Annotated in this window: 25 protein-coding genes; 13 read left to right on the top strand and 12 right to left on the bottom strand. The window is 59.5% G+C overall.

The window, feature by feature from the left end; genetic code table 11:
- Positions 1-3 precede the first annotated feature (3 nt).
- Genes FHW77_RS20655 through FHW77_RS20640 form a run of 4 tightly spaced genes read right to left on the bottom strand, consistent with a single transcriptional unit; the run spans position 4 to position 2,217 of the window.
- Entirely contained in the window at positions 4-864 is an 861-nt protein-coding gene (locus FHW77_RS20655) for a TIGR02587 family membrane protein (RefSeq protein WP_108081678.1), read from the bottom strand.
- Positions 865-917: 53 nt separating this feature from the next.
- Positions 918-1,358, bottom strand: a complete 441-nt coding sequence (locus FHW77_RS20650; protein WP_182590675.1) for a PPC domain-containing DNA-binding protein — start codon at positions 1,356-1,358, stop codon at positions 918-920.
- 59 nt (positions 1,359-1,417) lie between these two features.
- Positions 1,418-1,978 (bottom strand): DJ-1/PfpI/YhbO family deglycase/protease, encoded by a 561-nt coding sequence (locus tag FHW77_RS20645; RefSeq protein ID WP_004437914.1) that lies wholly within the window; start codon positions 1,976-1,978, stop codon positions 1,418-1,420.
- A gap of 17 nt (positions 1,979-1,995) precedes the next feature.
- Positions 1,996-2,217: a hypothetical protein gene (locus FHW77_RS20640; RefSeq protein ID WP_004437916.1), complete on the bottom strand. Its 222-nt coding sequence runs from the start codon at positions 2,215-2,217 to the stop codon at positions 1,996-1,998.
- A gap of 44 nt (positions 2,218-2,261) precedes the next feature.
- On the opposite strand from FHW77_RS20640, the gene FHW77_RS20635 reads away from it, so the two are divergent.
- Genes FHW77_RS20635 through FHW77_RS20620 form a run of 4 tightly spaced genes read left to right on the top strand, consistent with a single transcriptional unit; the run spans position 2,262 to position 6,257 of the window.
- Positions 2,262-2,492, top strand: coding sequence for a hypothetical protein (locus FHW77_RS20635; RefSeq protein WP_108081676.1), 231 nt, complete (start codon positions 2,262-2,264; stop codon positions 2,490-2,492).
- A gap of 15 nt (positions 2,493-2,507) precedes the next feature.
- A complete protein-coding gene (locus FHW77_RS20630; RefSeq protein WP_108081675.1) occupies positions 2,508-3,326 on the top strand; it encodes an N-formylglutamate amidohydrolase in 819 nt (272 codons plus the stop codon).
- The gene (locus FHW77_RS20625; RefSeq protein ID WP_072495045.1) at positions 3,323-5,200 is read left to right on the top strand and encodes a flavohemoglobin expression-modulating QEGLA motif protein; all 1,878 of its coding nucleotides are present in this window, start codon (positions 3,323-3,325) and stop codon (positions 5,198-5,200) included. The genes FHW77_RS20630 and FHW77_RS20625 overlap by 4 nt, the downstream gene beginning before the upstream one ends.
- 10 nt (positions 5,201-5,210) lie before the next feature.
- Positions 5,211-6,257, top strand: a complete 1,047-nt coding sequence (locus tag FHW77_RS20620; RefSeq protein ID WP_004437928.1) for a glutathione synthase — start codon at positions 5,211-5,213, stop codon at positions 6,255-6,257.
- Here the strand turns inward: FHW77_RS20620 and FHW77_RS20615 are convergent, their stop codons facing one another.
- A complete protein-coding gene (locus FHW77_RS20615) occupies positions 6,258-7,280 on the bottom strand; it encodes an NAD-dependent epimerase (protein ID WP_108081674.1) in 1,023 nt (340 codons plus the stop codon).
- Between the two features lie 83 nt (positions 7,281-7,363).
- Positions 7,364-8,695, bottom strand: coding sequence for a UDP-glucose dehydrogenase family protein (locus tag FHW77_RS20610; protein WP_072495047.1), 1,332 nt, complete (start codon positions 8,693-8,695; stop codon positions 7,364-7,366).
- A 386-nt stretch (positions 8,696-9,081) separates the two neighbouring features.
- On the opposite strand from FHW77_RS20610, the gene FHW77_RS20605 reads away from it, so the two are divergent.
- Positions 9,082-9,969: a DMT family transporter gene (locus tag FHW77_RS20605; protein WP_044459426.1), complete on the top strand. Its 888-nt coding sequence runs from the start codon at positions 9,082-9,084 to the stop codon at positions 9,967-9,969.
- 9 nt (positions 9,970-9,978) lie between these two features.
- On the opposite strand, the gene FHW77_RS20600 is transcribed toward FHW77_RS20605, so the two are convergent.
- The gene (locus FHW77_RS20600; protein ID WP_006698048.1) at positions 9,979-10,881 is read right to left on the bottom strand and encodes a LysR family transcriptional regulator; all 903 of its coding nucleotides are present in this window, start codon (positions 10,879-10,881) and stop codon (positions 9,979-9,981) included.
- A gap of 212 nt (positions 10,882-11,093) precedes the next feature.
- On the opposite strand from FHW77_RS20600, the gene amaB reads away from it, so the two are divergent.
- From amaB to FHW77_RS20580, 4 genes are all read left to right on the top strand, one after another.
- A complete protein-coding gene (amaB, locus tag FHW77_RS20595; protein ID WP_112765935.1) occupies positions 11,094-12,623 on the top strand; it encodes an L-piperidine-6-carboxylate dehydrogenase in 1,530 nt (509 codons plus the stop codon).
- A 254-nt stretch (positions 12,624-12,877) separates the two neighbouring features.
- Complete coding sequence (locus tag FHW77_RS20590; RefSeq protein ID WP_022563488.1) at positions 12,878-13,831, top strand: aliphatic sulfonate ABC transporter substrate-binding protein; 954 nt, start codon at positions 12,878-12,880, stop codon at positions 13,829-13,831.
- Between the two features lie 16 nt (positions 13,832-13,847).
- Positions 13,848-14,627, top strand: a complete 780-nt coding sequence (locus FHW77_RS20585) for an ABC transporter permease subunit (RefSeq protein ID WP_100911370.1) — start codon at positions 13,848-13,850, stop codon at positions 14,625-14,627.
- An 8-nt stretch (positions 14,628-14,635) separates the two neighbouring features.
- On the top strand, positions 14,636-15,463 hold the full coding sequence (locus tag FHW77_RS20580) for an ABC transporter ATP-binding protein (protein ID WP_100911371.1): 828 nt from the start codon (positions 14,636-14,638) through the stop codon (positions 15,461-15,463).
- A 43-nt stretch (positions 15,464-15,506) separates the two neighbouring features.
- Here the strand turns inward: FHW77_RS20580 and putA are convergent, their stop codons facing one another.
- Positions 15,507-19,181 (bottom strand): trifunctional transcriptional regulator/proline dehydrogenase/L-glutamate gamma-semialdehyde dehydrogenase, encoded by a 3,675-nt coding sequence (putA, locus tag FHW77_RS20575; protein ID WP_100911372.1) that lies wholly within the window; start codon positions 19,179-19,181, stop codon positions 15,507-15,509.
- Positions 19,182-19,356: 175 nt separating this feature from the next.
- Between putA and FHW77_RS20570 the strand changes: the two genes are divergently transcribed.
- A complete protein-coding gene (locus FHW77_RS20570) occupies positions 19,357-19,827 on the top strand; it encodes an Lrp/AsnC family transcriptional regulator (RefSeq protein WP_004437958.1) in 471 nt (156 codons plus the stop codon).
- Between the two features lie 64 nt (positions 19,828-19,891).
- On the opposite strand, the gene FHW77_RS20565 is transcribed toward FHW77_RS20570, so the two are convergent.
- Positions 19,892-20,458 (bottom strand): sigma-70 family RNA polymerase sigma factor, encoded by a 567-nt coding sequence (locus FHW77_RS20565; RefSeq protein ID WP_004437960.1) that lies wholly within the window; start codon positions 20,456-20,458, stop codon positions 19,892-19,894.
- On the bottom strand, positions 20,458-20,664 hold the full coding sequence (locus FHW77_RS20560) for a NepR family anti-sigma factor (RefSeq protein WP_004437962.1): 207 nt from the start codon (positions 20,662-20,664) through the stop codon (positions 20,458-20,460). Before FHW77_RS20560 ends, FHW77_RS20565 begins: the two co-directional genes overlap by 1 nt.
- Before the next feature lie 138 nt (positions 20,665-20,802).
- Here FHW77_RS20560 and FHW77_RS20555 point away from each other — a divergent pair, with 138 nt between their 5' ends.
- Both FHW77_RS20555 and FHW77_RS20550 read left to right on the top strand, forming a co-directional pair.
- Entirely contained in the window at positions 20,803-21,597 is a 795-nt protein-coding gene (locus FHW77_RS20555; protein ID WP_004437964.1) for a response regulator, read from the top strand.
- 96 nt (positions 21,598-21,693) lie between these two features.
- Positions 21,694-22,683, top strand: a complete 990-nt coding sequence (locus tag FHW77_RS20550; protein WP_034500236.1) for a sensor histidine kinase — start codon at positions 21,694-21,696, stop codon at positions 22,681-22,683.
- A 257-nt stretch (positions 22,684-22,940) separates the two neighbouring features.
- On the opposite strand, the gene FHW77_RS20545 is transcribed toward FHW77_RS20550, so the two are convergent.
- Positions 22,941-24,665 carry a sensor histidine kinase gene (locus tag FHW77_RS20545; protein WP_100911373.1) on the bottom strand — a complete coding sequence of 575 codons (1,725 nt, stop codon included), beginning with the start codon at positions 24,663-24,665 and terminating at the stop codon, positions 22,941-22,943.
- Positions 24,666-24,897: 232 nt separating this feature from the next.
- Between FHW77_RS20545 and FHW77_RS20540 the strand changes: the two genes are divergently transcribed.
- Positions 24,898-25,473: a PRC-barrel domain-containing protein gene (locus FHW77_RS20540; protein WP_004437975.1), complete on the top strand. Its 576-nt coding sequence runs from the start codon at positions 24,898-24,900 to the stop codon at positions 25,471-25,473.
- A gap of 86 nt (positions 25,474-25,559) precedes the next feature.
- Here the strand turns inward: FHW77_RS20540 and galE are convergent, their stop codons facing one another.
- Positions 25,560-26,543 carry a UDP-glucose 4-epimerase GalE gene (gene galE / locus FHW77_RS20535; RefSeq protein ID WP_100911374.1) on the bottom strand — a complete coding sequence of 328 codons (984 nt, stop codon included), beginning with the start codon at positions 26,541-26,543 and terminating at the stop codon, positions 25,560-25,562.
- Positions 26,544-26,650 lie beyond the last annotated feature (107 nt).

Below are 26,650 nucleotides of genomic sequence, written 5' to 3'. Positions count from 1 at the left end.
TCCTCACAGGATCAGCCGGGCCGAGGCGGCGCCGATCGAGGCGGGAACGCCGAGAATGACTGCGGCATTCAATATCTGCGACAGGGAGGTGTGGTCGAGGCGTTCGAAAGTCCAGAGCGTGTAGATGCTGATGCCGATGGCGATGACGTAGCCCGGCAGGGTGAAGCGGATGAAGGATTGCCACCATTTCTGTCCCTCGTGGAGCCGATGCGAGCCCTTGAAATGAAGCGCGTAGACGAAACCATGCATGATGGCGATCGACAGCAGGCACAGGGCGAGAATGTGATAGGGGGTCACCTTATAGGCGATGAGGATCATTTCTTCCGTCGGCGCGACGTTGAGGTTCAGAAAGAGCGCACCCACCACCATCATGAAAAGCTCGTGCAGATATCCGGTCTCGCCCGAATATTCGCCTTTCTCTTCATCCTGCTCATCGGAATGCTGTCCAAGCTGGCTGCGGCCAAGCAGGGCGCCTATGCTCGCGGGAACGGATTGTAACGCAACCTTTGTGACGATGTTGGAGGCGGTGATCTGGTCGTTGAGGACACCGAACAGCAGAAGTGCGGCCGCGCTCACCGCGACGCCCAGCCCGTAGGCGGTTATTGCGTCTCGCGCCGCCTGGCTCCAGGAGTGAATATTCTCGAACCCGATCCGACGGGCGAGAAGTAGGAGGAGCGGCAGGTTGAGGACGCAAAGCAGCAGGAGCCGCCATGGGCTGATGTAAAGGCCCAGAAACCACATCTCCATGGTCATCAGCATGGGCAGGGCAAACAGCAATGCGCCCGCCGTTCCTCGCGCCAGACCTGTCAGAAACTGTCTGACCTCGTCGTCGCCTTCACCGTCCCCATCGATTGTCGCCGCCATGCCATCCCCCGTGTGAAGAGATAACGCAATGGCGTTTTTCCGGTTCCGCGGGATTATTTCGCGGGGTCGATGAGGGCTATGCCGAAGTCACTGATATAGCTGCGTCGCAGTTCTGCGGGTGTTTCGCGGATAACCACCTCCAGTGTCGGTCGTACCACGCCTTTCAGAAAGTGCCCGCCCCTGGTCGAGCCATCGGCAAAGCCCAGAACGACATGCAGGTGCGGGTTCGGCGTATCGTTTTCGTCAAGGGTAATATCGCCGAGCAGGCTCAGGGCCTCGCTCTGTTCCGTCACGGGTATTTCTTTGTATTCTCGCGATAAAAGGTCGAAAAACGCAAGCGTCGCGGTGGAGAAGGCACCGATCGCCGTCACCGACGCCGCGTTGATGTTTTCGGTCGGCGCAAAGCGGCGGATCGCGTCGAATGCCTCTTCTTCCGGCTCGATCACGAGAATGAAGGTACGTTCGGCGGCGCTCGCCAGCAATCTGCTTTTCATGACTTCCTCCCAAAAAAAGTGCCGCCGGAAGCCGGCGGCACAAAGGAATGCGGAGCTTATCAGGCGGCACGGCGCTCGTGGCGACCTTCCTCCACCTCTTCGACGATCTTGGCCACAAAGGCATCAAGGTCATCGGGGCTGCGGGAGGTGATGATCCCCTTGTCGGTAACCACCTTTTCATCCTTCCAGTTGGCGCCGGCGTTTTTCAGGTCGGTCTTGATCGACCAATAGGATGTGGCGTCACGGCCACGAAGGGCGTCGGCTTCGACCAGAAGCCAGGGCGCGTGGCAGATGGCCGCTACCACCTTGCCGGATTTCAGAAAATCGCGGACCACCCGCATGGCGTCTTCGTCATGGCGCAGCACGTCCGGATTGATCTGGCCGCCGGGAAGCACCAGCGCATCGAAATCATCCGGGCGAACGCTTTTCGCGAGGAGATCGACGGCAATACTGTCGCCCCAGTCCTTTTCATCCCAGCTTTTGATCTCTCCTTCCTTGATAGAGGCGATCTTTACATCCGCGCCTTTGGCCTTGAGCTGATCGTAGGGCACCCTGAGCTCCGAGCGTTCATAGCCGTCGGTTGCCAGGATAAGGATTTTTGCGGCGTTAATAGCAGTCATATCTGTCTCCTTTGGGTTCAATCTTCCTTGTCCGAATTCACGGAGGGGAGGAAAAATTCCACGTCCTTGCGGCGTTCCGCGTCGAGCGGTTCGATGTGCGTCTGCCAGAATGTCTCGGCTGCAGCTGGTTCGTGCTCCCATTGGCGCACAAATGTCTTGTTGTCGTCGATCATCACCTGACGCGTGCCGCCGAGCCGCAGATATTCTTCCGCAAGTTTGCGCGTTTCGGTTTTTTCCATGTCGCGGCTCCTAGTGTGTGGAATCGGGAACGGAGGGACGCCGGATGGGTAAGAAGCTCGACTGCCGTTTCGTTGGCCACCGGGAGAAAACGGAAAAACCCCGATGTTCTTCAGCGCCATCATGTCCGTTTGACACGGCGGCCCTCCTGCCAGAACAACGTGAGCTTTCCGGTATGGTTCCGCAGTTTTTTGACGGCGCATGCGTGCTGCGGCCCAATAAATCGCGCGCAATTTTTGCCGGAACAAACGGGCCGCTTGTGCTGTTCTACTTCTGATGCAGGGGAGGCAGCATGGTAGCCAGACACAGCGACGGCAAGGATGAAAATACGGGCTTCTGGACGATCGGGTTTGGCAATTCGCCGGTTATCGGCACGGCCATCCATGACGGCCACCGCATACGGCCCGATATAGCAGGGCTGATGGCGCTTTCGGGCGACCAACGCCTGAGAGAGGAAGATCCGTTCACTGGCGACATGATTGCGGGATTGACCAACCGCATCATTGTGCACCACTCACGTTTCGAAATCGACCTCAACCGCGCCGCCGATCAGGCCATCTATCTGAAGCCGGAACAATCCTGGGGGCTTGAGGTATGGAAACAGGAGCCTGCGCCGGCAGCGGTCCGGCAATCTCTGGATTTCCACGCGGATTATTACGCGATGCTGGAAAATACGCTGGCCGCGCTCGAACGGCGGCACGGCGCTTTTGTCGTGCTCGACGTGCACACCTACAACCATCGCCGGCAGGGTCCGGCTGCGCCGCCGACCACGCCTGCGGAAGCACCCGATATCAATATCGGCACCTTTTCCATGGACCGCAGCCGCTGGAACGATATCGTCAGCGCCGTCGGTCATCATTTCGCTTCAGCGACCATTGCCGGACGCCGTCTTGATGTCCGCGAGAACGTGGCGTTTCAGGGCAAGGGGGAACAGACCCGTTTCATCCACGAGCGTTTCGCGGAAAACGGCTGTGCCATCGCTATCGAGTTCAAGAAATTCTTTATGGACGAATGGACAGGAAAGCCGGACAGGCGCGTAGTGTCGGAAATACGGGACATGATCACGGCACTTCAGCCCGTTGTCGAGGAATGTCTGAGGTCGCGGCGATGAATGTTTCTGCCGCCCGTGATGTCCCTTCTCCCACTGCCGAGCTGGTGGATGACGTGACATCCTGCCTCCAGGCAGGCAAGGCAATACGTCGCGATATCGGCAAAGACGGCCGGCTTCATATCGACCGGCCACTACCTTTCCTGTGCCTGCATCTGACCGGCGGCACGAAAGATCTTGCCGCGCGCGACATTGCCGCCGCTCACGCTTCCTATCTCATTGCTTCGACCGTTCAGGAGGCCGCGCCGTTGATCGAGGCCGTGGGTACGGCCATGCGGGAGCGTTTCGGCGCCTTCATCGTGCTCGATATCGGTGAGTTGGAGCACGACATCCTGCTTGCCGACGATTCACCCTTCTTACCGCATTATGAGGTCTCCGTCTCGGCGACAGCCGAACCGGAAACACAAAAGGCCCGTCGGGTATTCATCAAGGCTGTGTGTGACGCCGAGGTGCGGTTTCGTACACCGCGCATCACCCGGCCCGAGCCGGAAGGCGACCCGATCCTCCGGTTTCAGAATGCAGGACTGGACTTTCCCTGTATCAGTGTTCGTTTCGCGCCGATCTATAGACAGCCGGAATCCGGTGCCGATTATCCGGGCCTGCGCGAGACGATGATCGCCGATCTTTTCGACGCGGGCCTGCAAGCCTTCTCGTCATTCTCTGCAGGGATGGACGCGCTCAAGGTGACCAGCCACAGGGCGCTCGGCCGCAAGGCCTTCGTCGATGCGGTCAGGCGCGCAGACAGGTCCATCGACGATATCGTATCGTCCTTCGATTTCCTTCTCTCCGTCACGCCAATCAATGCCCGCCGGGCCTTCGAGGAATTTCGGGACGGCAGCTTCCAGTTCGCGCCGCGTCTTCTCTACCGGCCGTTGGGCGTCGATGTCGAGGAGCAGAAGCGAAAGCTCTATTCGGTGGTTTTCGATCATCTGGAAGATCCGGTGCTTTACCATCTCTATCGGGAGAAACAGCAGGAGATCGATCTGCAACTGACGATGCTGGCCAATCTGCACCGGCGCACTTTCACGGATTTTTCCCGCGCCCTCTATGGCGCCGTCGAACCTGCGCTGCTGACGCTGGCGCTGCGGGTGCTGGAGGATTGTCCCCGCCGTGAGGAGGGCGGCGAAATCGCGATGGTAGATTGTTACGCCGTCGCACGGAAGTCGCGCGAGATGGTCGAGTCCTACTTGGCCGAGGAGCCGGGCTTCAAGGCACGGGTGGAAATCCGCGACGACCTGCCGCCGGGTCTGATGGTGACGGGCGAGAAACTTCTGATTTCCCGGCACACCGTTATGGAACAGCGCCGTGTCGAAGCGCTCCTGTCGCATGAGATCGGCGTGCATCTCCTCACCTATTTCAATGGGTCGTTTCAGGGGCTCAGGCTCTTTCGCACCGGCCTCTCCGGCTATGAGGGCGTGCAGGAAGGGCTGGCGGTGCTCGCGGAGCATCTGGCTGGCGGAATGACGCGCGAGCGCCTGCGGCTGATTGCGGCCCGCGTCGTCGGCTGTGCCGCCATGCTGGATGGCGCCAGCTTTGTGGAGACGTTCCGGCTCATGACCCGCGACCATGGTTTTGATGAGGCTGGCGCCTTCAACATGACGTTGCGCATCTATCGCGGCGGCGGCCTCTCGAAGGACGCGATCTATTTGCGCGGGCTGGCGGAGGTGCTGGACCATCTGCGCAAGGGCGGTGCGCTCGATCCGTTCTGGATGGGCAAGATCGCCGCCCAGCATTTCCCGGTCATGCAGGAGCTTGCCCTGCGCGGCCTTTTGCGCCCGCCAGGCGTCAGGCCCGCATTCCTGCTGCCGGCCAGGGCCAACGAGCGTCTGGAAAAAATCCGGGCGGGAATATCCATTGCCGAACTCGCGACATTATAGGAGGGGCTTCATGCGTATCGCATTTTTCGTCAATTCGATTGAAACCGAGGGGCCGAATTTTGCAACCGGCCTGCTGGCCATGGCGGCGCTCAATCGCGGCCATGAGGTTATCTATCTGACGCCGGGTGACTTTACCCTGCGTTCGGATGACAGCCTGACGATCCATGCCACGGTGCTGCCGAAGGCGAAATACAAGAAATCCGAAGCGTTTCATGCTGCTCTTCAGGACAAGACGCTGGAACGGCGGACCATGGATGTCGAGGAGGTCGATGCTCTGATGCTGCGCAACGATCCCTCGCTCGACCAGACCACACGGCCCTGGGCGGTCCATGCCGGCATCCTGTTCGGTCGGCTCGCCGAACAGCGCGGTGTCGTCGTACTGAACGATCCCGAAGGTCTGGCGCTGGCGCAGAACAAGCTCTATTTCCAGAGCTTTCCCGAAATCGTCCGCCCGACCACGATTATTTCGCGCAATGTGGATGAAATCCGAGCCTTCGCCGATGCCCATCCAAAAGGCGTCATCGTCAAGCCGCTGCAGGGCTCCGGCGGCAAGAACGTCTTCAAGATCGGCTCCAGCAAGGAAACCAATCTCAACCAGATTTTCGAAGCCGTCAGCCTCGAGGGTTATCTGATCGCGCAGGCCTATCTGCCGGCTGCTAAGGACGGCGATATCCGCTTCTTCATGATGAATGGCCGGCCGCTGATGCGCGACGGCAAATATGCCGCCCTTCGCCGTGTGCCTGCAAAAGGCGATCTGCGTTCCAACATCCACGCCCGCGGTACGGCGGAGGCCGTGAAGGTGACAGACGACATCGTGGCGCTTGCCGAAATGGTGCGGCCGAAGCTGGTGGAGGACGGCATGTTCCTTGTCGGACTTGATATCGTCGGTGACAAGATACTGGAGGTGAACGTGTTTTCGCCGGGCGGACTTTCCAATATCCGCGACCTCACGGATATGGATTTCAGCGACACGATCATAGAGGCAGTGGAAACCAAGATCGCCATGCAGAGCGCGTCCGGCGGCACCATCTCCAATCGCCTGCTGGCAACGCTGTAGTTATTCCTGCAGCGAGGAGGATTGCATCTGCCGATACCAGGCGACGAGGGCCTTGATGCCCTCTTCGACCGACGTCTGAGGCACGTAGCCGGTAAGGGCTCTCAAAAGATCGGGCGAGGCGAAAGTGCGGGGAACGTCACCCTGCTGCATCGGCAGCATGTTGCGGACCGCCGGTTTCCCAACCGCTTTTTCGACCGTCTCGACGAAATGCATCAATTCCACCGGCTGGCCGCCGCCAATATTGACCACGCGGAACGGTGCATGGTGGGAGAGCGTGTCGGTGACGCCTTCTTGTGTGACGCGGTTTTCCTCGGAAGGGATGACCGCGCTCAGTCGGACGATGCCCTCCACCAGGTCGTCGATATAGGTGAAGTCGCGGCTCATTTTGCCTTGACCGTAGATATCGATCGGGCGGCCGTTCGAGATGGCGTCGACGAATTTGATCGGTGCCATGTCCGGCCGCCCCCAAGGACCGTAGACTGTAAAGAAACGAAAGGCGGTGGTGGGCAGCTTGTGCAGATGGGCATAACTGTGCGCCATCAGTTCCATCGACTTCTTGGTGGCGGCGTAAAGCGTCATCGGCTCATCGGCCTTGTCGCTTTCCGCAAACGGGATTTTCTCATTGGCGCCGTAGATGGAGGAGGTCGATGCCAGCATCAGGTGCTTGACATCAAGGCTTCTGGCAAGCTCCAGCATGTTGAACGAGCCAAGGAGATTGGAATCGACATAGGCGCGGGGATTTTCAAGGCTGTAACGCACACCCGCCTGGGCGGCGAGATGAATGATGATTTCAGGCTCGGCGGCGTCGGCCGCGCGATTCAGCGCATCCTTATCCTCGAGCATGCCGATCTCCGCCCGGAAGCCGTTGGAGCGGGAAAGAATGGCGTGACGCTTTTCCTTGAGGCTGACATCGTAATATTTCGTCATGCCGTCGAAGCCGGTGACGAAATGACCAGCATCGAGCAGACGCTTGGCGACGTAAAAGCCGATAAAGCCTGCTGTGCCGGTGACCAGATAACGCATGATGATTTCCCGAATCCATTGGTGCGTCTGCGGTTAAACCGAAACGCAGAAAACCTTTTGATGAAACTGCGATGGCGGCGCCTTCAAGCGTCGTTATCCGACCCGCCTTCCTGCGGGCGACCGACGGCGGCATAGATGAAGCCATGGGCGGCGACTTCGTCGGTGCGGTAAATATTGCGTAAATCCACCAGCACCGGGCTTTTCATGATCGCCTTGAGGCGCGGCAGGTCGAGGGCGCGGAACTGGTTCCACTCCGTCACGATGACCACCGCGTCGGCGCCTTCCGCAGCCTCATAAGGCCCGGTTGCGTAATCGATGTCTTCCATCAGATGGCGGGCATTCGCCATGCCTTCCGGATCGTAACCCACCACCTTCGCGCCGCCATCCTGCAGGGTCTGGATGATGGCGATCGCCGGGCTGTCGCGCATGTCGTCGGTATTCGGCTTGAAGGTGAGGCCGAGCACGGCGATCTTCTTGCCGCGCACGTCACCACCCACGGCGTTGATGACCTTGCGGCCCATGGCGCGCTTGCGGTTGTCGTTGATGGCGATGGTGGTTTCGATCAGCCGCACCGGCGCATCATAATCCTGCGCGGTCTTGGCGAGCGCCAGCGTATCCTTCGGAAAACAGGAGCCGCCATAACCGGGGCCGGCATGCAGGAATTTCGGGCCGATACGGCCATCGAGGCCAATACCGCGCGAGACATCCTGCACATTGGCGCCAACCTTTTCGCACAGATCGGCCATTTCGTTGATGAAGGTGATCTTCATGGCCAGAAAGGCGTTGGCGGCGTATTTGATGAGTTCGGAAGCGCGTCTTGTGGTGAAGAGCAGCGGCGACTGGTTGAGATAGAGCGGACGGTAAACCTCGGTCATGACCGGCCGGGCACGTTCATCCGACAGGCCGACGACGATACGGTCCGGCCGCTTGAAATCCTCTATCGCCGCACCTTCGCGCAGAAATTCCGGGTTGGAAACCACGGCGAAATCGGCCGAGGGGTTTTCCTCATGGATAATTCGTTCCACTTCGTCGCCGGTGCCGACGGGAACGGTGGATTTGGTGACGATTACGGTAAAACCATCCAGCGCATGGGCAATTTCCTTTGCCGCTGCATAGACATAACCGAGATCGGCATGGCCGTCCCCGCGCCGTGAAGGCGTGCCGACCGCGATGAAGACCACGTCGGCCTTGGCAACGGCGGCGGAGAGATCGGTGGTGAAGCTCAACCGCCCGGCTTTGGCATTGTTGGCGACGATGGTCTCCAGACCCGGCTCGAAGATCGGGATATGGCCATTTTTCAAGGCTTCGATCTTTTCCGGCATCTTGTCGACGCAAACCACGTCATGGCCGAAATCTGCAAAACACGCGCCGGACACAAGGCCGACATAACCCGAACCGATCATCACAATCCGCATTCTTTTTCCTTTCGGTTAGCGAGGCCATGGTAACGCAGCAATATCAGCCGGGGAAATCATCGGGTGAAAATCGCAGGATAATATTTAGCCGCCTTCATGCCCGCCGCCAAGCGCCGCGATCAACACCGGCTAACGTCTTTCCATGACGGGGATGTGATGGCGGTGACGGGACAAATTTGCCGCACCTTGCAGCCATTTGCACTGGTCGCGTTCAATCGGATCATTTTACGATTTTTCCGGCTTGCACTCATAGGTAGCCGGGTCTAGCCATAGGGAGAGGATCAAAATCTGCCAGACTGTCTGTCCCCCGGAGTGGGGGCGTCCGGGCCGCGTTCCACGCGGCTGGGAGAAGCTTTGCGTTGCGGTCGATTTTCGGGGACGTTTAAATGCAAAAGGGTTTTCTGCTCGGTCTGTTCGCCTACGCGACCTTTTCCATGGGCGATGCCACCATCAAGTCGCTTGGATCGCAGATCAGCGTTTTCGAAATCGGCTTTTTCAGCATCCTGTTCTCCGGCATCTTCATCTTCTTCAGCAAACCGCGCGAGGAAAGGTGGCGTGAGTTCTGGCGCATGAGCCGGCCGTTCGCGGTGCACGGTCGCGCCATTTCCGGCCTGTTCGCGGGTATTTTCGGTATCTATGCCTTCACCACCATTCCGCTGGCGGAAGCCTATGCGCTGATCTTCCTGTCACCGCTCTTCGTAACCGTCCTTTCCGCCGTCGTGCTGAAGGAGAATATCGGCCCATGGCGCTGGGCTGCGGTTCTGGCGGGCATCGTGGGCGTTATCCTTGTCGTGCGGCCAGGTTTCAAGACGCTGGAACTTGGGCATATCGCCGCAATCGGCGTCGCCTTCCTGGCGGCCATGACCATCGTGCTTTTGCGCTCGCTTGCGGGCAAGGAAAAGCGCACCTCGATCATGGGTGTGCTGCTGGTCTACGGCCTCACCTTCAACGGCATTGCCTCCATTCCCGATTTTGTCATGCCCAACCTGCACCAGCTGCTGGCCTTTGCCTTTATCGGGCTTTGCACGGCGACGGGGCAGATCACGCTTCTGGTGGCAACCCGCATTGCACCGGCAAGCCAGATAGCCCCTTCGCATTATTCGCAAATCCTCTGGGCAGTCGCGATGGGCATGGTCTTCTTCCACGAATATCCTGACGCCATTGCGGTACTCGGGCTTGCCGTCATCGCCGCATCCGGGCTGCTGACAATGATCCGCGAAAAGGTCAGGCTCGGCACGGTGCGCTGGAACCCGTTTTTCCGCAATCGCCTCTAATGCGCACAGCTATAACGGCTTGCCGACCTGATCCAGCAGCCAGGCCTGAAAGGCACGGGCGAGCGCGTTGTCCTGCCGCCCTTCCGGCAGGGCGACATAATAGCTCTTGTCGGTCTGCAACGGCATATCGAAAACGATTTCGAGGCGGCCGGAGGAAAGTTCGGCCTCGATGAGGTATTTCGGCAGAAGGGCGAAACCGATACCGCTCGCGGCGGCTTCGATGATCATGGAGAACTGGTCGAAACGGCTGCCCTGATAGGCATTTTCGGCCATCACCCCGTTCATTTCCAGCCACTCCGTCCACAGTTTCGGGCGCGTGGTGACGTGCAGCAATGGCTGCCGCGTCAGGTCTTCAGGCCGCGTCACCGCCGCATGGCGCAGCAGGGCAGGGCTGGCGACGGGTACGATCACCTCATCGCACAGGAATGTGCAGGTGCCATGTGCCCAGACCGGCTGGCCGTAGTGAATGGCCAGATCGAAGCCCTCCTCGTCGAAATCGAAGGGATGGGAGCGCGAGCCGATTGTGATCGTCATATCCGGGTTGGCGTCGATGAAGCGGTGCAGGCGCGGCATCAGCCAGCGGCTGCCGAAGGTCGGCAGCGTCGCGACGGACAGCGATGCATGCGATGTTCCCGCCGAAACCGCACGCACCATCAGCTGCTCGGATTGCTGCAACAGGCGCCGCACATCGGGCAGGAATTTGCGCCCCGCCTCTGAAAGGACCACCCGTCTGCGGATACGCTCGAAAAGCTGCATCCCCGTCTGCGCTTCGAGTTCGCCGATCTGTCGGCTGACAGCGCTCTGCGTGAGGTTGAGTTCTTCGGCAGCGCGGGTAAAATTGCCATGCCGTGCGGCGCATTCGAACGCCTGCAGGGTGACGATGTCAGGGACCAGTCTTCTACGCGGATCCATTCCATTCTCGCATCAACTTACCCGATTTCCTCATTGGAAAAGGGTCATAATGCCCATATATGATTACGGGAAAGAATGGAACGGGGTTTTGCCAAGTTTGACGGAGCGAGTTCCCAGAACATATAACGAATTCCGGGGAAAGAAGAGCGACGGGAGTTGAAAGCGCCGTATCAAGGCGGCCTTCCTCCCTCTCAGCCAAAAGGACAATTGATATGGATGCAACCACGAAGCTCGACGTGAAACAGGAAGCCGCCGCCCTGCTCGAGAGGATGGGCGTTGCCCGCGATCTCTACACTGGTGGCGACATGGCCTCTTTCAGCCCGGTGACAGGCGAGCGAATTGCAAGTCTGAAGACCGTTTCGGTCGAGGGCGTAGCGGCCGTGATCGACAGGGCGGACGCTGCCTTCAAGGCATGGCGTAATGTTCCCGCGCCGCGCCGTGGTGAGCTGATCCGGCTGCTTGGCGAAGAACTGCGCGCTTTCAAGGCCGATCTCGGCCGTCTCGTATCGCTGGAAGCGGGCAAAATCCCGTCCGAAGGTCTCGGCGAAGTGCAGGAGATGATCGATATCTGCGATTTCGCGGTCGGTCTTTCCCGCCAGCTTTATGGCCTCACCATCGCCACCGAACGCCCCGGCCACCGGATGATGGAAACCTGGCATCCGCTCGGCGTCGTCGGCGTCATCTCCGCCTTCAACTTCCCCGTCGCCGTCTGGTCGTGGAATGCCGCACTTGCCCTCGTCTGCGGTAATTCGGTCGTCTGGAAGCCGTCCGAAAAGACGCCGCTGACGGCGCTTGCCGTTCAGGGCATTTTCGAACGCGCTGCCGCCCGCTTCGGCGACGCGCCGGAAGGTCTGTCCCAACTGCTGATCGGCGATCGCGCGGTCGGCGAGGCATTGGTGGATAATCCCAAGGTGCCGCTGGTTTCGGCCACCGGCTCCACCCGCATGGGCCGTGATGTCGGGCCGCGTCTGGCGAAACGCTTCGCCCGTGCCATTCTTGAACTCGGTGGCAACAATGCCGGCATCGTCTGCCCCTCCGCCGATCTCGATATGGCGTTGCGCGCCATCGCCTTCGGTGCGATGGGCACGGCCGGCCAGCGCTGCACCACGCTTCGCCGCCTTTTCGTGCATGACAGCGTTTATGATGAACTCGTGCCACGCCTGAAAAAGGCCTATGCTTCCGTCTCCGTCGGCAACCCGCTGGAAACCTCCGCACTCGTAGGCCCGCTGGTCGACAAGGCGGCATTCGAGGCCATGCAGAAAGCCCTCGAAGCGGCCAAGGCGGCTGGCGGCGTGGTGAATGGGGGCGGGCGCGTGGATACGGGTGCGGCAGATGCCTATTATGTGAAACCGGCGCTGGTCGAAATGCCGAAGCAGGTTGGCCCCGTTCTGGAAGAGACTTTCGCCCCGATCCTGTACGTCATGAAGTACAGCGATCTCGATCAGGCGATTGAAGCGCACAACGCCGTCGCAGCCGGTCTTTCGTCGTCGATTTTCACCCGCGACATACAGGAATCGGAACGTTTCCTGTCGTCGGAAGGCTCCGATTGCGGTATCGCCAACGTCAATATCGGCACGTCGGGTGCGGAAATCGGCGGTGCCTTCGGCGGTGAGAAGGAAACTGGCGGCGGCCGTGAATCCGGTTCGGATGCGTGGAAGGCGTATATGCGCCGCGCCACCAACACGATCAACTACTCCAAGGCGCTACCGCTGGCGCAGGGGGTTTCCTTCGATATCGAGTAATCGACTTTTCGATCGCGTTGTCGGAAGAGAAATTGATCCATCATGCCGGTGCGGCTTCCTCCGCGCCGGCATTTCTGTTCGATGGGTCTGACAAGGGCCTCCGCGATGATTTGCGGAAAACATGTGGTTGCGCGAAATTTTATTCCCGCAACATTGCCGATATTGAATTATCGTCTCTCTATCGTTTTAATGGAAAACCATAGCATTGCTCCATATCGTGATCCGGCCAGAGGGGCTGGTGATAAGGAGATGAAATGCCAGCCATCACCCGACGCGCGCTTTCCGCCAGCCTTTTTGCCGTCGCCGCATTCTCCGTCCTGCCGCTGCAGGCAGGGGCGGCGGAAGAGTTGAAGATCGGTTATCAGAAAACCGGACTGCCTGTTATCGCCCGCCAGCAGGGTGTCATCGAAAAGGCGCTTGAAGCCAAGGGCGTGAAGGTTTCATGGGTCGAATTCACCGCAGGCCCGCCGCTGGTGGAAGCCCTGAATGTCGGCTCCATCAATGTCGGCTGGACGGGTGATGCGCCGCCGATCTTCGGCCAGGCAGCGGGTTCGGCCATCGTTTATGTGGCGGCGCTTCCCTCGAACGGTAAGGGCGAGGCGATCTTCACCAAACCCGAAAGCGGCATCAAGTCGGTTGCCGATCTGAAGGGCAAGAAGGTTGGCGTCGGCAAAGGCACCAGTGCACATAACCTGCTCGTTGCGGCTCTGGAAAAGAATGGCCTGAAATTCAGCGATATCGAGGTGACCTATCTCAGTCCTGCTGATGCCGCGGCAGCCTTCGCTAGCGACAAGATCGACGCCTGGGCCGTCTGGGATCCTTTCTATGCGATTGCCGAAACCCGATACAAGCCGGTGACGCTGGCCCGCACCAGCGATGTGCTTGCTGTAAGCACCTATTTCCTCGCCAATCGCGACTACGCCAAATCGCATGGCGACACCATCAACACGACGATCGATGCGCTCGGTGAGGCTGCGAAGTGGTCCGCCGCCAATCGCGACAAGGTCGCTGCGGCGCTGCATGAGGTGACGGGCGTGCCGCTGGAGGCACAGACGCTTGCCGCGAACCGTTCGGAATTCGGCATTACCAAGATCGATGACAAGATCATCGCCAGCCAGCAGGAAACGGCGGATCGCTTTTATCGTCTCGGCCTGATCCCGAAACAGATCAGCATCAAGGATGCCGTCTGGTCGGGCGCCACCAACTGAGCCGGAGGGACATGCCGTGAGCAGCAGTAAGCGCATCGAGTTCGGCGGCATCATCGGCTGGCTGCTTCCCGCACTCATCCTTGCAGGATGGGAGGTGGCGGCGCGCGCGGGGGTGATTTCCGCCAATGTGCTGCCCGCCCCCTCCGCAGTCGCCGAAGCCTTCTGGCGGCTTCTGCTCTCGGGGGAGCTCCTCGCCAATATCGGTGTCAGTTCCGCCCGCGCACTCGTCGGTTTCGCCATCGGCGGCTCCATCGGCTTCATCTTCGGGCTGGCGAACGGTCTGTCGAAGTTCTCCCGCAGTTTCACCGATACGACGCTGCAGATGGTCCGCAACATTCCGCATCTGGCGCTCATTCCGCTCGTCATCCTGTGGTTCGGCATCGATGAGGAAGCGAAGCTCTTTCTGGTCGCGCTCGGCGTATTTTTCCCGATCTACATCAACACGCTGCTCGGCATCCAGGGCGTCGATCCGCAACTGGTGGAAATGGGCCGTACCTACGGCATGTCGCCCTTCACGCTGTTCCGGCGGGTCATTTTACCCGGTGCACTGCCCGCCATTTTCACCGGATTGCGTTATGCGCTGGGCATCATGTGGCTGACACTGATCGTGGCGGAAACCATTTCCTCCTCGTCGGGCCTTGGCTACATGGCCATGCAGGCGCGCGAGTTCCTGCTGATCGACGTCGTCGTGCTGTCGATCCTTATCTATGCGCTTCTCGGCAAGCTGGCCGACAGTTTTGCCCGCTTCCTCGAAAGCATCTTCCTGCAATGGCATCCAGCCTTCAAGAAAGTCTGAGGTAACCCATGTCGACCGGTAATGTGACGACGTTGAGACGCCCTGATGCCCAGCCATCCCCGCCGCCAGGAGCGGAGGCAAAGATCGAACCCGGCCCGAAATCGACCGAAGCTAAGGTTGCCTTCAGCTTCCGCAACGTCACGAAGAGCTTCGGCGACAAGCCGGTTCTGCGTGGCATTGATCTCGATGTGCGGGAAGGCGAGTTTCTGGCCATTATCGGCAAAAGCGGCTGTGGCAAGAGTACGCTTTTGCGTATTCTGGCCGGCCTCGACACGCCGACGACCGGAACCGTCTCTAAGGATGCCTCAAGCCGCACCCGCATGATGTTTCAGGAGCCGCGTCTTCTGCCGTGGGAGCGTATCGCGAATAACGTTTCCGTGGGGTTGACCGGCATCGCCAGGGGCGAGGCGGCGCAGGAACAGGCGCTTGCCATCCTTGATGAGGTGGGCCTGAGGGACCGGGCGGGTGAGTGGCCCTATGTGCTTTCCGGCGGCCAGAAGCAGCGTGTTGCGCTGGCGCGGGCGCTCGTCGCCCATCCGCAGATCCTGGCGCTGGATGAGCCGCTCGGCGCGCTCGACGCGCTCACGCGCATCGAAATGCAGCTTTTGCTGGAGCGCATCTGGCGCAAGCAGAAATTCACCGCCGTGCTCGTCACGCATGATGTTTCCGAGGCCGTGGCGCTCGCCGATCGCATCGTCGTCATCGATGAGGGCCGCATCGCACTCGACCTCGATGTGAAGCTGCCACGTCCGCGCCGCCATGGCACGGCGGAGTTTGCGAGACTGGAAGAGCAGGTTCTGAACCAGCTCTTCGGCCGGGGAGAGGTTACAGGGTAATAATGGGTGTCGCGGCAGGGCCAAGACCCTGCCGCCCCATGTTTTAGCCAATGCTCATCAGGCTGGCATTGCCGCCAGCGGCGGTGGTGTTGACGCTGACGGAGACCTCTTCCACCAGCCAGTCCAGCGTATAGGGCTGGCTTTCCCCGGAAAGCGCTTCCGTGGTAGCGGCCTGAACGAGAACCAGCGGACCGGAAAGAGCCGAGATTTTCCTGTTGATCTCAATCACACGCTCCGCATCGCCTTCAACCAGCGCACCGGCAAAGGGGCCTGACTTTGCCCAGTCATCCGCCCAGACGATGCGTGAGGTGACGGTTGCCGGCAAGCCATAGATCGACTTTTCAAGCCCCGACGCGTTGTCAATGACAACCGCATTTCCAGTCGCAAGCGCTGCCGCGAGCTGGCGGTAAAGCCCCTGTTCGGTTGCCGGGACCAGCAAAACCTTTCCGCGCGGATGCAGCGCATAGACATTTCTCTCACCGACAGGGCCTGCCAGTTCTGTCTCGAAGCCAAGGCCGGAAAGCGCCGCGGCCTGCCTTGCGGCTTCCGCTGCGACCGTCTCACCGTTTTCGTCAAGCCAGCGTGCGAGATCGACGGCGGCCTGATCCTGCTGGCTGGCGATGCGGTCGATCTTCGGGGCGGTCTGCGTCATGCGGCCGAGATAGAGCGGCCCGCCCGCCTTGGGACCGGTGCCGGAAAGGCCGCGCCCGCCGAAGGGCTGCACGCCAACCACCGCGCCGATGATGTTGCGGTTCACATAAAGATTGCCAGCCGCGACGCGCGACAGAACGTGCTGGATCGTATCGTCGAGGCGGGTATGCAGGCCGAAGGTCAGGCCATAGCCGGTAGCGTTGATCTCGTCGATCAGCCGGTCGAGATTGTCGCGCTTGAAGCGGATGACGTGCAGCACCGGACCAAAAACTTCGCGTTTCAGATCCGCAAGGGACTTCATCTCGATGATGGTCGGCGGCACGAACGTGCCCTTGCCGGTTTCGCCCGCAAGTGTGATCTGCTCGATGCGGTGACCGAGCGAACGCATGTCCTCGATGTGTTTTTCGATGATTCCCTTGGCCTCGGCGGTGATGACCGGGCCGACATCAACCGAGAGTCGATCGGTGCGGCCGATGCGCAGCTCATGCAGCGCGCCTTTCAGCATGGTCAGTGTGCGGTCCGCAACATCTTCCTGCAGGCAGAGAATGCGCAGCGCCGAGCAGCGCTGACCGGCACTGTCGAAGGCGGAAGCAATGACATCGGCGACGACCTGTTCGGCAAGAGCAGAGGAATCGACGATCATGGCGTTCTGGCCGCCGGTTTCGGCAATCAGCGGCACCGGCTGGCCATTGGCGAGAACCCGGCCGGCAAGCTGGCCCTGAATGAGCCGCGCCACTTCCGTCGAGCCCGTAAACATCACGCCGGCTGTAAGGGGTGAGCCAACAAGTGCGGCACCCGTCTTGCCGTCGCCCGGCAGAAGCTGCACAGCGTCTTGCGGAACGCCCGCCTCATGCAGCAGGCGCACGCCCTGGGCGGCGATAAGCGGCGTTTCTTCGGCGGGCTTTGCCAGAACCGGATTGCCGGCAACCAGCGCCGCCGTCACCTGACCGATGAAGATGGCGAGCGGGAAGTTCCACGGGCTGATGCAGACGACCGGGCCGAGCGGCGTTTCGCCGGCCGTGAAATTCCTGCGCGCTTCCGCTGCGTAATAACGTAGGAAGTCGATGGCCTCGCGCACCTCGGCAATGGCGTTCGGCATGGATTTTCCCGCCTCGCGCATGACAAGGCCGAGCAGATCGGGCATTTCGGCCTGCATGGCGTCGGCGGCGCGCTCCAGGCAGGCGGCGCGCTCTTCCACAGGGGTGGACGGCCAGTTCGAGGACGCCGCGCGCTGCATGGCCGCTTCCACATCAGCTTCAGTCGGTTCGGTGACGTATCCGACGATATCATTGTGGTCGCCCGGGTTGAGAACCGGCCGCGTTGCGCCGCCCGCTTGCGGCGCGGCCGCTTTCCACTCGGCCGATGCCCCCGCCTTCAGGACCTTGTCGAGAGCAGCGAGTGTCGTTTCGCTGGAGAGATCCAGGCCGGCGGAATTTTTACGTTGCGGCCCGAACAGGTCGGCAGGGGCGGCGATGCGGTCGTGACGTGCGCCGGGAACGTTATGGGCCTTGACGACGGCGACCGGGTCTTCCAGCAGGGAATCCACCGGCACCGCGGGGTCGGCAATGCGGTTGACGAAAGAGGAGTTGGCACCGTTCTCCAGCAAGCGGCGGACGAGGTAGGCCAGCAACGTTTCATGGGTGCCGACCGGGGCGTAGAAGCGGCACGGCCGGTCGAGCTTCCTCTTGCCGACAACCTCGCTGTAAAGCGGTTCGCCCATGCCATGCAGGCACTGGAACTCGTAGTCGCCAAGTTTGAAGTCTGGACCGGCAAGATGATAGATCGTCGCCATGGACTGCGCATTATGGGTCGCAAATTGCGGGAATATCACATCGCGCGCGGCGAGCAGCTTGCGGGCGCAGGCAATGTAGGAGACATCGGTGTGCACCTTGCGGGTAAAGACCGGGAAGTCTTCCAGCCCCTCCACCTGCGCGCGCTTGATTTCGGCGTCCCAGTAGGCGCCCTTGACAAGACGCACCATGATGCGGCGGTTCGAACGGCGGGCAAGGTCGATAATGTAATCCAGAACGAACGGGCAGCGGCGGCCATAGGCCTGCACCACGAAACCGAGGCCGTTCCATCCGGCAAGGTCCTTGTCCAGCGCCAGTTCTTCCAGAAGATCAAGCGACAATTCCAGCCGGTCCGCTTCTTCAGCGTCGATATTCAGGCCGATATCGTATTTTTTGCTAAGCAGCATCAGTGATCTCACGCGGGGCAGAAGCTCTGCCATGACGCGTTCGGCCTGCGCGCGCGCATAACGTGGGTGCAGCGCTGAAAGCTTGATGGAAATGCCCGGACCGCCATAGATACCGCGCCCGGCAGAGGCCTTGCCGATGGCGTGGATGGCGTTTTCATAATCCTTGTAATAACGCTCCGCATCCTTTGCGGTGGTCGCGGCTTCGCCCAGCATGTCGTAGGAGTACTGAAAGCCCTGTTCTTCCAGCGGCCTGGAACGCTTGATCGCTTCCCCAATCGTCTCGCCGGTCACGAACTGCTCGCCCATCATGCGCATCGCCATATCGACGCCGCGGCGGATGACGGGTTCGCCAGCCCGGGCGATCAACTTGGTCAGCGCCGCCGAGAGGCCGCTATCGTTCACCGTCGAGGTAAGCTTGCCGGTGATGACGAGACCCCAGGTGGCCGCATTGACGAAGAGCGAGCGGCCGCCGCCAATATGGGATTTCCAGTCGCCGCGAGCGATCTTGTCGCGGATCAGCGCATCGCGGGTGGCAGTGTCGGGGATGCGCAGCAGTGCCTCGGCGAGGCACATCAAGGCAACACCCTCGTGGCTGGAGAGCGAATATTCCTGGACCAGCCCTTCGACGCCGGTGCCCTTGGTCTTGGCGCGCAATGCTTCGATCAGTTTGCGAGCGGTCTCGCGAATGGCTTTCGCCTGTTCTGCCGTCATCGTCGCCGCCTCGATCAACGGCGCCATGCATTCTTCTTCGGTACGGCGATAGGCGGCAGTGATCGCCTTGCGCAGCAGGGTCTGCTCACGCACCGGCGGCGCAAAATTCTGGAAAATACCACTCGTCACTACACCGGCGTTGCTTGCACCATCGGCCATTCTGAAAATCCTGAAAACGCTGTTGAAGACAGACTGCCGGCGGCAGCGTGTCCTCAGCCCGCCGCTCGTCATCCTTACGCTCACAATATCATTGCCGCGAAAATTGCTATGGCCTTATTTTTAGCATAAAACAGGCAATACGAACTTTTATTGTCCCAATTTGGCGTGAAAATGAATGGCAAATAGTCAGAAAACAGACGGTTTGGATGACTTCGACCTCAAGATTCTCGAGGCGCTCAGCGAGGATGGGCGCATGTCCGTGCTGCAGCTGTCGAAAAAGGTAGGTCTTTCCAAGACACCCTGCCAGACGCGGCTGAAGCGACTGGTGGATGAGGGCTATATTCTCGGCTTCCGCGCCATGCTCAATCCGCAGAAACTCGGCGTCGACCATATCGCCTTTGCCGAGGTCAAGCTGTCCGACACACGGGAAAAGGCACTGGAGGAGTTCAACACTGCGGTACGCAAGATCAAGGAAGTAGAAGAGTGCCACATGATCGCCGGCGCCTTCGATTATCTCCTGAAGGTCCGCACCAGCGACATACGCAAATACAGAAGAGTATTGGGCGAAAAAATCTCGAGCCTGCCGTCTGTCGCTAACACGTCGACCTTTGTGGTCATGCAGTCCGTCAAGGAAACCGGCATCTAAAAAGAAGACGAAAAAACGGGCAGACTCGCGTCTGCCCGTTCGTTACCTTCTGCGTCCAGTCCTCTCAGCGCGCCGTTGCAGCGGCGGTGACGGCTGTCATCTGCGCGTCGGGACCGAACTCGTTTTCATTCTCGATGCCCAGCAGTTCCTGCAGTCGCAACCTTGCACGGCTGACGCGGCTCTTGATCGTGCCCACAGGGCATCCGCAGATTTCCGCCGCCTCTTCATAGGCGAAGCCGGAAGCGCCAATCAGCAGTATGGCTTCACGCTGGTCGTCGGGCAATTTCGCGAGCGCTGCGCGGAAATCCTGAAGGTCCACCGAGCCATGCTGTTCCGGTGGGACCGACATGCGGGACGTATAGACACCATCCGTGTCCTGCACCTCGCGGCCGGATTTGCGGATCTGGCTGTAAAACTCGTTGCGCAGAATCGTTACCAGCCAGGCGCGCATATTGGTGCCGGGTTGATAACTGTCCTGTTTCGCCCAGGCCTTCATGATCGTGTCCTGCACGAGGTCGTCGGCCCGGTCCCTCGAACGGATCAGCGAAATTGCGAAGGCGCGAAGGTTGGGCAGTGCTGCCAGCATCTCGCGCTTGAAGTTGTATTCTGTCTGCTCCGGCTCTTTCGCCATCATTCCTCCAAAGCCTTGATTTTGGCTCTGCTTTCCGCTTCATCGAGTTTTTCGAGAAGGTCGAGGAATTTGTCAGGGATGCCTTCGTCTTGAACGGCATCATAAAGCTCCCTGAGCTTACGGGAAATCACCGCCCGCCCTGAGTGCGGGACCTGGGGGGCGGCCGGATTATCCGGCTGATCTTGGTCCGATTGAAATATGCTCATAACGTCCGGTATTCCTTTTTTGTCATGGCAAAGAATGCACGGCGAAAAAAATAGTTCCGGTGGTTCGGAACTTTTTTTGCGATGTGCACGTTGCTATCTTGGGTTTGCGTTGCAGACCGCATGAAAGGGGAGAATTCCATGTCAGTTTCTACACGCATCGCACCGCACCTGCCATATCTGCGCAGGTTCGCGCGTGCCGTTTGCGGCTCACAATCAACGGGCGATGCCTATGTTGCGGCTACACTCGAAGCGCTGATCGCCGACATCAGCATCTTTCCGCAGACAAGCAGCGATCGTGTTTCGCTCTATCAATTGTTCGTATCGATCTTTAGTTCCGTCACGATCAATATTAAGGCCGACGAAAACCTGTCTGGATGGGAAAAACGCGCTTCCGCCAATTTGTCCGCCGTGCCGCCACTTGCCCGCCAGGCTTTCCTCCTGACAACCGTCGAGGAGTTCTCGCCGTCGGAGACGGCGGAGGTTCTGCGGGTATCCGAAGACCAGGTTGGTAAGCTCATCGACGAGGCAGCGTCTGAAATCGCCCGACAGGTGGCGACCGATATCATGATCATCGAGGATGAACCGCTGATCGCCATGGATATCGAACAGATGGTCACCGATCTCGGCCATCGTGTGACGGGCATCGCCCGCACGCACACGGAAGCGCTCGATCTTTTCCATCGTACCCAGCCGAAGATGATCCTGGCCGACATCCAGCTCGCCGACGGCAGCTCCGGTCTCGATGCGATGAAGGACATCCTTCAGATGACCACCCTTCCAGTAATCTTCATCACGGCTTTCCCGGAGCGTCTTTTGACGGGTGAACGGCCCGAGCCGACATTCCTCGTAACGAAGCCCTTCAACCCGGACATGGTGAAAGCACTCATCAGCCAGGCCCTGTTTTTCAACGAAAGCTCGCGCGTAGCGGCGTGAGATTTTGCCGAAACCGCACGCTGACCGGGAACCTCTGTGGTGCCCGGGCGTTGGCGGTTACGGTCGTGGGGCTGCCCCGCGACTTTCTGCAAGGAGATGAATTTGCATCGGCTGGCGTGGCATAACGCGGAGAGGGACGAAAGCGAACTTCACGATTCGCTCGTCCTTGCCTTGCTCGATTCGGGTGAGACAGTCATGCTCCAGGACCGCAACCGTGACTACATATTCGTGGCCAATCTTCCGGATGTCTGGAAGCTGCCGGCTGAATCCCCTCCAACTGATGAAAATCTGTTCGGGAAGGATTTGTCCGGGCGGTTGGCCGAGCTCAAGAAAGACATGGGCGCGGCGGGCAGTCGCGGCATGCTGGAAGTGGGAGCGGGCAATGATCGAGTCTTCCAGTTCCACGTGCACTCAACTTTGAATCAGATGAACCAGATGGTGATGAAAACCACCATCCGGGAAGTGACGGCGGAACGGCGACGCGAGCAACTTCTGCGTTCGTTGCTGCGCGAAGTCAGTCACCGTTCCAAGAATTTGCTGGCGATCATCCAGAGCCTTGCGGGCCAGACGGCCCGTTTCAGTCTCACCAAGGACGATTTCCTGCGCAAATTCCGGGGGCGCCTGCATGCGCTTGCCCAAAGCCAGGATCTCATCACCGATTCCGATTGGCGGGGGGCACGTATATTCGAGCTGCTGCGCCAGCAATTCGATCTCTATGTGCCTGAATATCCGAACCTCATCCATATGGAAGGCGAGAACCTGCTGCTCAATCCGAACGGCGCGCTCTATATCGGGCTCGCCTTTCACGAACTTGTTGTCAACACTGTCAGCCACAGTGGCAATCTCGCCTATCACCCGCCAATATCCCTGCAATGCCGGCAGGAGGGGGAGTTCTATATAGTCGAATGGAACGAGCCGATGACGCCGTCGAAGGAACCCGTGGAGGCAAGGCGCGGCAGTTTTGGCAGCGTCGTGCTGGAAAAGGTGGTTCCCTCCGCTCTGGGAGGAAGTGCCGAATATGAGCTTACTCCGGAGCGCATTGTTTATCGGTTGAAATTCCCCTCGGGCGACGTCGCAGATATGTAAGAGACGCACGCGGCCGGACGGCCGTCTCGGCCGCCTTTCACTACAGAAGACATTAAAAAAGCACGGCTCAGAGAGAGCCGTGCTATTTCAAAGACGGGTTTTCAGGGGCGAAACCCGTTTATACTGGGCCAAGCTTCAGGCGGGGACGGGGGAATTGCTTGGCCTGCATTAAAAACACACTTGGCGAGATTCGGTTCCAGCAAAATGTATATTTTTTGCGGCTCACGAATTATAGTCACTTTTGCGGGTCCGATTAGTTAGTGGGAGCCCGCCTGATCGGATCGTTTGGGCGTGAAGTAACGCATCGGCGCCTCCAGCGCCCATTCGAAACCGCTTTCACGATATTCCGTTGTCACATTCCCCCCGAAAGCGCCTTCCGCGTGCCTCTTGATGACCGTAGTCCCGAAACCCTTGCGGCTGGGCTCCTGCGCCGGGGGGCCACCCGTTTCGGTCCATACAAGATGAAGCATCTGCCGCCCGTCTTTTTCAACCGGTTTCCAACGGACAGTAATTTTGCCTGAGGGAGCGGACAAAGCGCCGTATTTTATGGAATTTGTGGTAAGCTCATGCACGACGAGGCCAAAATTCTGCGCGGCCTCGGGCGAGAGCATGAAATCGTCTCCCGCCAGAACAAAACGCTCTGCCACCGTGCCAAAAACATCGAGGTGGGTCTCGATCAGTTTCCGGATTGGCAAGCCCTGCCACTGAACTTCCGCCAAGGCCCGGATCGACATGCCGAGGCCGCGCAGGCGATGGTCCACCTCTTTCTGGAATTCCGGAATGCTTTTATTCTCGCGGCCCAGTTGCCGTATCATCGCCTGAACAAGCGTGAGAATGTTCTTGGAGCGGTGCACCAGCTCATGCAGCAGCAATTGCAGCCTTTCTTCTGACTGGCTTCTGTCGAAGGAGGCGTTTGAAAGCGCGATGGCCACCTGATTGGCCTCTTTTATCTTGGTGTCCACCGGCGCGACGATCTCACCTTCACCAATGCGCTCGGCCATGAGGGTCAGGTCGCGGATCGAGCTGCGCAATTGCCGCCCCACCAGATAGGCGCCTCCTATAGCAATCAAAACGAGTACCAGGCTGCCGATCATCATCTGCCGCCAGGTATCGACCAGCGCAGCCTGACTTGCGGCAAGCGGCCCCCACATGACGGTTTTCCACTGCCAGCCAGGCAATTGCGCATAGGCGTAAAGATTGCCCTTGCCGTCGAAAAAATTGCCGCTGAAGGCCTGCATTTCGGAGAGTATGGCCGGGGTGACGAACGGTTTGCCAATCGCCGCCTCGTCAGGAGCGGTGGATACAACGACACGATTGGTGCCGTCGATGATAGCGACCGCCCAGTTTCGCGGCAGGTTCTCGGTGGAGATGAGCCGGCTCAGGTCACTGGCATTCTGCGTCAGGATGAGGGCGTCTCCGGCAGACCCGAGTTCCGGATCGAGCGGCATGGTAACGTTGAACACCCATTCCTTGCTGGTTGAGCCGAAAAAAATGTTCGATACCGTTATACGGCGGGATTCTATCGCTTTGGCGAGATCGGCCTCGGCCGGCACCTTGCCGAGAGGCTTGCCGAAGGGCACACGGGTGTTGAGATGCTGCTGGCCATCCTTGGTGGCAAGAATGGCATAAAGACCCTCCCGTTTCAGGCTGTCTGCTACGCGTCCCTGAAAGGCGGCGAGATTGCCGCTCTCGAGTTCGGGAAATTGCGACAGCAGATTAAGCGAGGTGGCGATTTCCTGCAGACGGCGATCGATGTTGCGGCTGACGACCCGTACATCCTCGATCGTCTCGCGCTGCAGGTCGTCGCGTTTTTCCGCTTCCAGGCGGAGCATCAAGTAGCCGACGAAAAGGATCAGCGGCAAAGTGATAACGGTCGCCATCACCACCAGATAGGTGCCGATGGAGGCGGTCGGGAAAAAATTCGCGCTACGCCGACGCAAAGCCGAGATCATGTTCTTCAGTCTGTTGCCGGGTCGAGGCATATAAAAACTCCGGCATTTATCCCTTTGTTACGACATGGATAATACCGCGCCATACCCCATTGGCAATGGCTGATTTCTTACCTTTGGTTGTTGTGGTTCACGACATCTCCCAAAGCCGTGATTGAAAAAATCGGAACTATTTGGACAACCATGCCGTTTGCCAGTCGAACCGGTCGAAGAGCGGAAAAATGTTTCCGCCGGCCAGTTGAGAACGATGAAAGGAAGGTACGAAATGGCAAAGAAACTTACGATCCTCGTCACCGCCGCCCTCATGGGCACGACGGCTTTCGCGCCGCTTGCCATCGCTCAGGGCACGACGCAGCCCGCGCCGGCAAATCCCAGCGCACAGACTGAACCGGCGACGCCGCCAGCGACGCCCATGGCTCCTGCAGCACCCTCGGCCAATGACAGCGCAGCCACGACCACCGGCGGAGCCTATCTGACGGAGCAGGGCGAAACGCAAATCAGCGCCAACGACTATATCGGCAAGTCTGTCTATACAGCGGCCGATGAGAGCATCGGCAATGTGACGAACCTCATCATGGAACAGGACGGGGGTCTGGTTGCAGCGGTGATCGGTGTTGGCGGCTTCCTGGGTATCGGCGCCAAGGACGTGGCCGTTCCTATGGACAAGGTGACGATGACGCGCAACGCGCAAGACGGCACCATTCGCCTGACGACGACCGAAACCGCGGAAACGCTGAAGGCAGCGCCGGAATTCAAGACGCTGGAGCAGAAGACCAGCGAGCAGAACGCGGCAACCCCGGCGGCACCCGACAGCACCACCACTTCGGCGACAAAGCCGTAAATCCCATACCTGGGAGGCAGGAGCGGGAACAGGCGCCATCCGCCGTCCCGCGGGAGACACCGGCCATCGGCCGGTGTCTTTTTGGTTTATTCACCCGCGTTCCGCGACGAATGCCATGCCCAGGCGGATTTGATGATATCGGAAAGAGAATAGCGCGGTTCCCAGCCCAGAACCTCTTTCGCCTTTTCGTTATTTGCCACCAGTGTTGTCGAATCGCCATCCCGACGCCCGGCATATTCGACGGGGAAGGGCCGACCGGAGACTTCCGAAATCGCTGCCAGCAATTCTTTGACCGTGGTGCCCGTGCCGGTGCCGAGGTTGAGTTCCACGGTTTCCCCGCCCGCCAGCAGATAATCCACTGCACGCACATGGGCGTCGGCGAGATCGAGAATGTGGATGTAGTCGCGCACGCAGGTTCCATCGCGCGTGTCGTAATCCGTGCCGAATACCTTGAAACCCTGACGCCGGCCGAGTGCGGCCTCGATGGCCAGCGGGATCGCATGGGTTTCCGGTTTGTGCCATTCGCCGATGCGGCCTTCGAAATCAGCTCCTGCGGCATTGAAGTAGCGCAGCATTACCGAGCGTAGCCCCTTATAGGCGCTGTAATCCTTCAGCGCCTGCTCGACCACCCATTTGGTGCGGCCATAGGGGTTGATCGGCGCCTGCCGGTGCGTTTCGTCGATCGGGACCTGTTCCGGCAGACCATAGGTGGCGCAGGTGGAGGAGAATACGAAGGCATTGACACCGGCATCGATGGCGGACGAAAGCAGGTTGAGCGAGCCGATGACGTTGTTGTCATAGAAAGCCACGGGCTGCTTGACCGATTCACCGACCTCGATCAGTGCCGCGAAATGCAGAACCGCCTCCGGCCGGTGTTTGGCGAAGACTTCGTCCAGCCGCGCCCGGTCGCGAATATCGCCCTGTTCGAAAGGCCCCCAGCGGACGAATTCCTCATGCCCGTTGGAGAGATTGTCAAAAACGACGGGTTCATACCCTCTTTCAGAGAGGAGAAGGCACGTGTGCGAACCGATATAGCCGGCACCACCGACGACAAGGACTTTCTTCTTCATCAATTGCCTTTCAAAAAATTACGGATACGCCGAGACTGTATGTTACTTTGTTTAAATAAGGGCGGCGTGACGCAGTGCGCCATCAACCAATCTATCCTTCGCGGGTA

This window comes from Agrobacterium sp. RC10-4-1, assembly GCF_014138475.1.
Taxonomy (GTDB): Bacteria; Pseudomonadota; Alphaproteobacteria; order Rhizobiales; family Rhizobiaceae; genus Agrobacterium; species Agrobacterium pusense.
The sequence above is the reverse complement of the archived record's forward strand: the minus strand, read 5'-3'. Positions and strand labels throughout refer to the sequence as shown.

Excerpts from the sequence above, each read along its gene's own strand:
- FHW77_RS20600 (WP_006698048.1), bottom strand. The coding sequence starts at position 10,881 with ATGGATCCGCGTAGAAGACTGGTCCCTGACATCGTCACCCTGCAGGCG.
- FHW77_RS20630 (WP_108081675.1), top strand. The coding sequence starts at position 2,508 with ATGGTAGCCAGACACAGCGACGGCAAGGATGAAAATACGGGCTTCTGG.
- FHW77_RS20590 (WP_022563488.1), top strand. The coding sequence starts at position 12,878 with ATGCCAGCCATCACCCGACGCGCGCTTTCCGCCAGCCTTTTTGCCGTC.
- FHW77_RS20635 (WP_108081676.1), top strand. The coding sequence starts at position 2,262 with ATGGGTAAGAAGCTCGACTGCCGTTTCGTTGGCCACCGGGAGAAAACG.
- FHW77_RS20560 (WP_004437962.1), bottom strand. The coding sequence starts at position 20,664 with ATGAGCATATTTCAATCGGACCAAGATCAGCCGGATAATCCGGCCGCC.
- FHW77_RS20580 (WP_100911371.1), top strand. The coding sequence starts at position 14,636 with ATGTCGACCGGTAATGTGACGACGTTGAGACGCCCTGATGCCCAGCCA.
- FHW77_RS20550 (WP_034500236.1), top strand. The coding sequence starts at position 21,694 with ATGAATTTGCATCGGCTGGCGTGGCATAACGCGGAGAGGGACGAAAGC.
- FHW77_RS20570 (WP_004437958.1), top strand. The coding sequence starts at position 19,357 with ATGGCAAATAGTCAGAAAACAGACGGTTTGGATGACTTCGACCTCAAG.
- putA (WP_100911372.1), bottom strand. The coding sequence starts at position 19,181 with ATGGCCGATGGTGCAAGCAACGCCGGTGTAGTGACGAGTGGTATTTTC.
- galE (WP_100911374.1), bottom strand. The coding sequence starts at position 26,543 with ATGAAGAAGAAAGTCCTTGTCGTCGGTGGTGCCGGCTATATCGGTTCG.
- FHW77_RS20620 (WP_004437928.1), top strand. The coding sequence starts at position 5,211 with ATGCGTATCGCATTTTTCGTCAATTCGATTGAAACCGAGGGGCCGAAT.
- FHW77_RS20555 (WP_004437964.1), top strand. The coding sequence starts at position 20,803 with ATGTCAGTTTCTACACGCATCGCACCGCACCTGCCATATCTGCGCAGG.
- FHW77_RS20565 (WP_004437960.1), bottom strand. The coding sequence starts at position 20,458 with ATGGCGAAAGAGCCGGAGCAGACAGAATACAACTTCAAGCGCGAGATG.
- FHW77_RS20625 (WP_072495045.1), top strand. The coding sequence starts at position 3,323 with ATGAATGTTTCTGCCGCCCGTGATGTCCCTTCTCCCACTGCCGAGCTG.
- FHW77_RS20615 (WP_108081674.1), bottom strand. The coding sequence starts at position 7,280 with ATGCGTTATCTGGTCACCGGCACAGCAGGCTTTATCGGCTTTTACGTC.
- FHW77_RS20610 (WP_072495047.1), bottom strand. The coding sequence starts at position 8,695 with ATGCGGATTGTGATGATCGGTTCGGGTTATGTCGGCCTTGTGTCCGGC.
- FHW77_RS20655 (WP_108081678.1), bottom strand. The coding sequence starts at position 864 with ATGGCGGCGACAATCGATGGGGACGGTGAAGGCGACGACGAGGTCAGA.
- FHW77_RS20640 (WP_004437916.1), bottom strand. The coding sequence starts at position 2,217 with ATGGAAAAAACCGAAACGCGCAAACTTGCGGAAGAATATCTGCGGCTC.
- FHW77_RS20605 (WP_044459426.1), top strand. The coding sequence starts at position 9,082 with ATGCAAAAGGGTTTTCTGCTCGGTCTGTTCGCCTACGCGACCTTTTCC.
- FHW77_RS20645 (WP_004437914.1), bottom strand. The coding sequence starts at position 1,978 with ATGACTGCTATTAACGCCGCAAAAATCCTTATCCTGGCAACCGACGGC.
- FHW77_RS20650 (WP_182590675.1), bottom strand. The coding sequence starts at position 1,358 with ATGAAAAGCAGATTGCTGGCGAGCGCCGCCGAACGTACCTTCATTCTC.
- amaB (WP_112765935.1), top strand. The coding sequence starts at position 11,094 with ATGGATGCAACCACGAAGCTCGACGTGAAACAGGAAGCCGCCGCCCTG.
- FHW77_RS20540 (WP_004437975.1), top strand. The coding sequence starts at position 24,898 with ATGGCAAAGAAACTTACGATCCTCGTCACCGCCGCCCTCATGGGCACG.
- FHW77_RS20545 (WP_100911373.1), bottom strand. The coding sequence starts at position 24,665 with ATGCCTCGACCCGGCAACAGACTGAAGAACATGATCTCGGCTTTGCGT.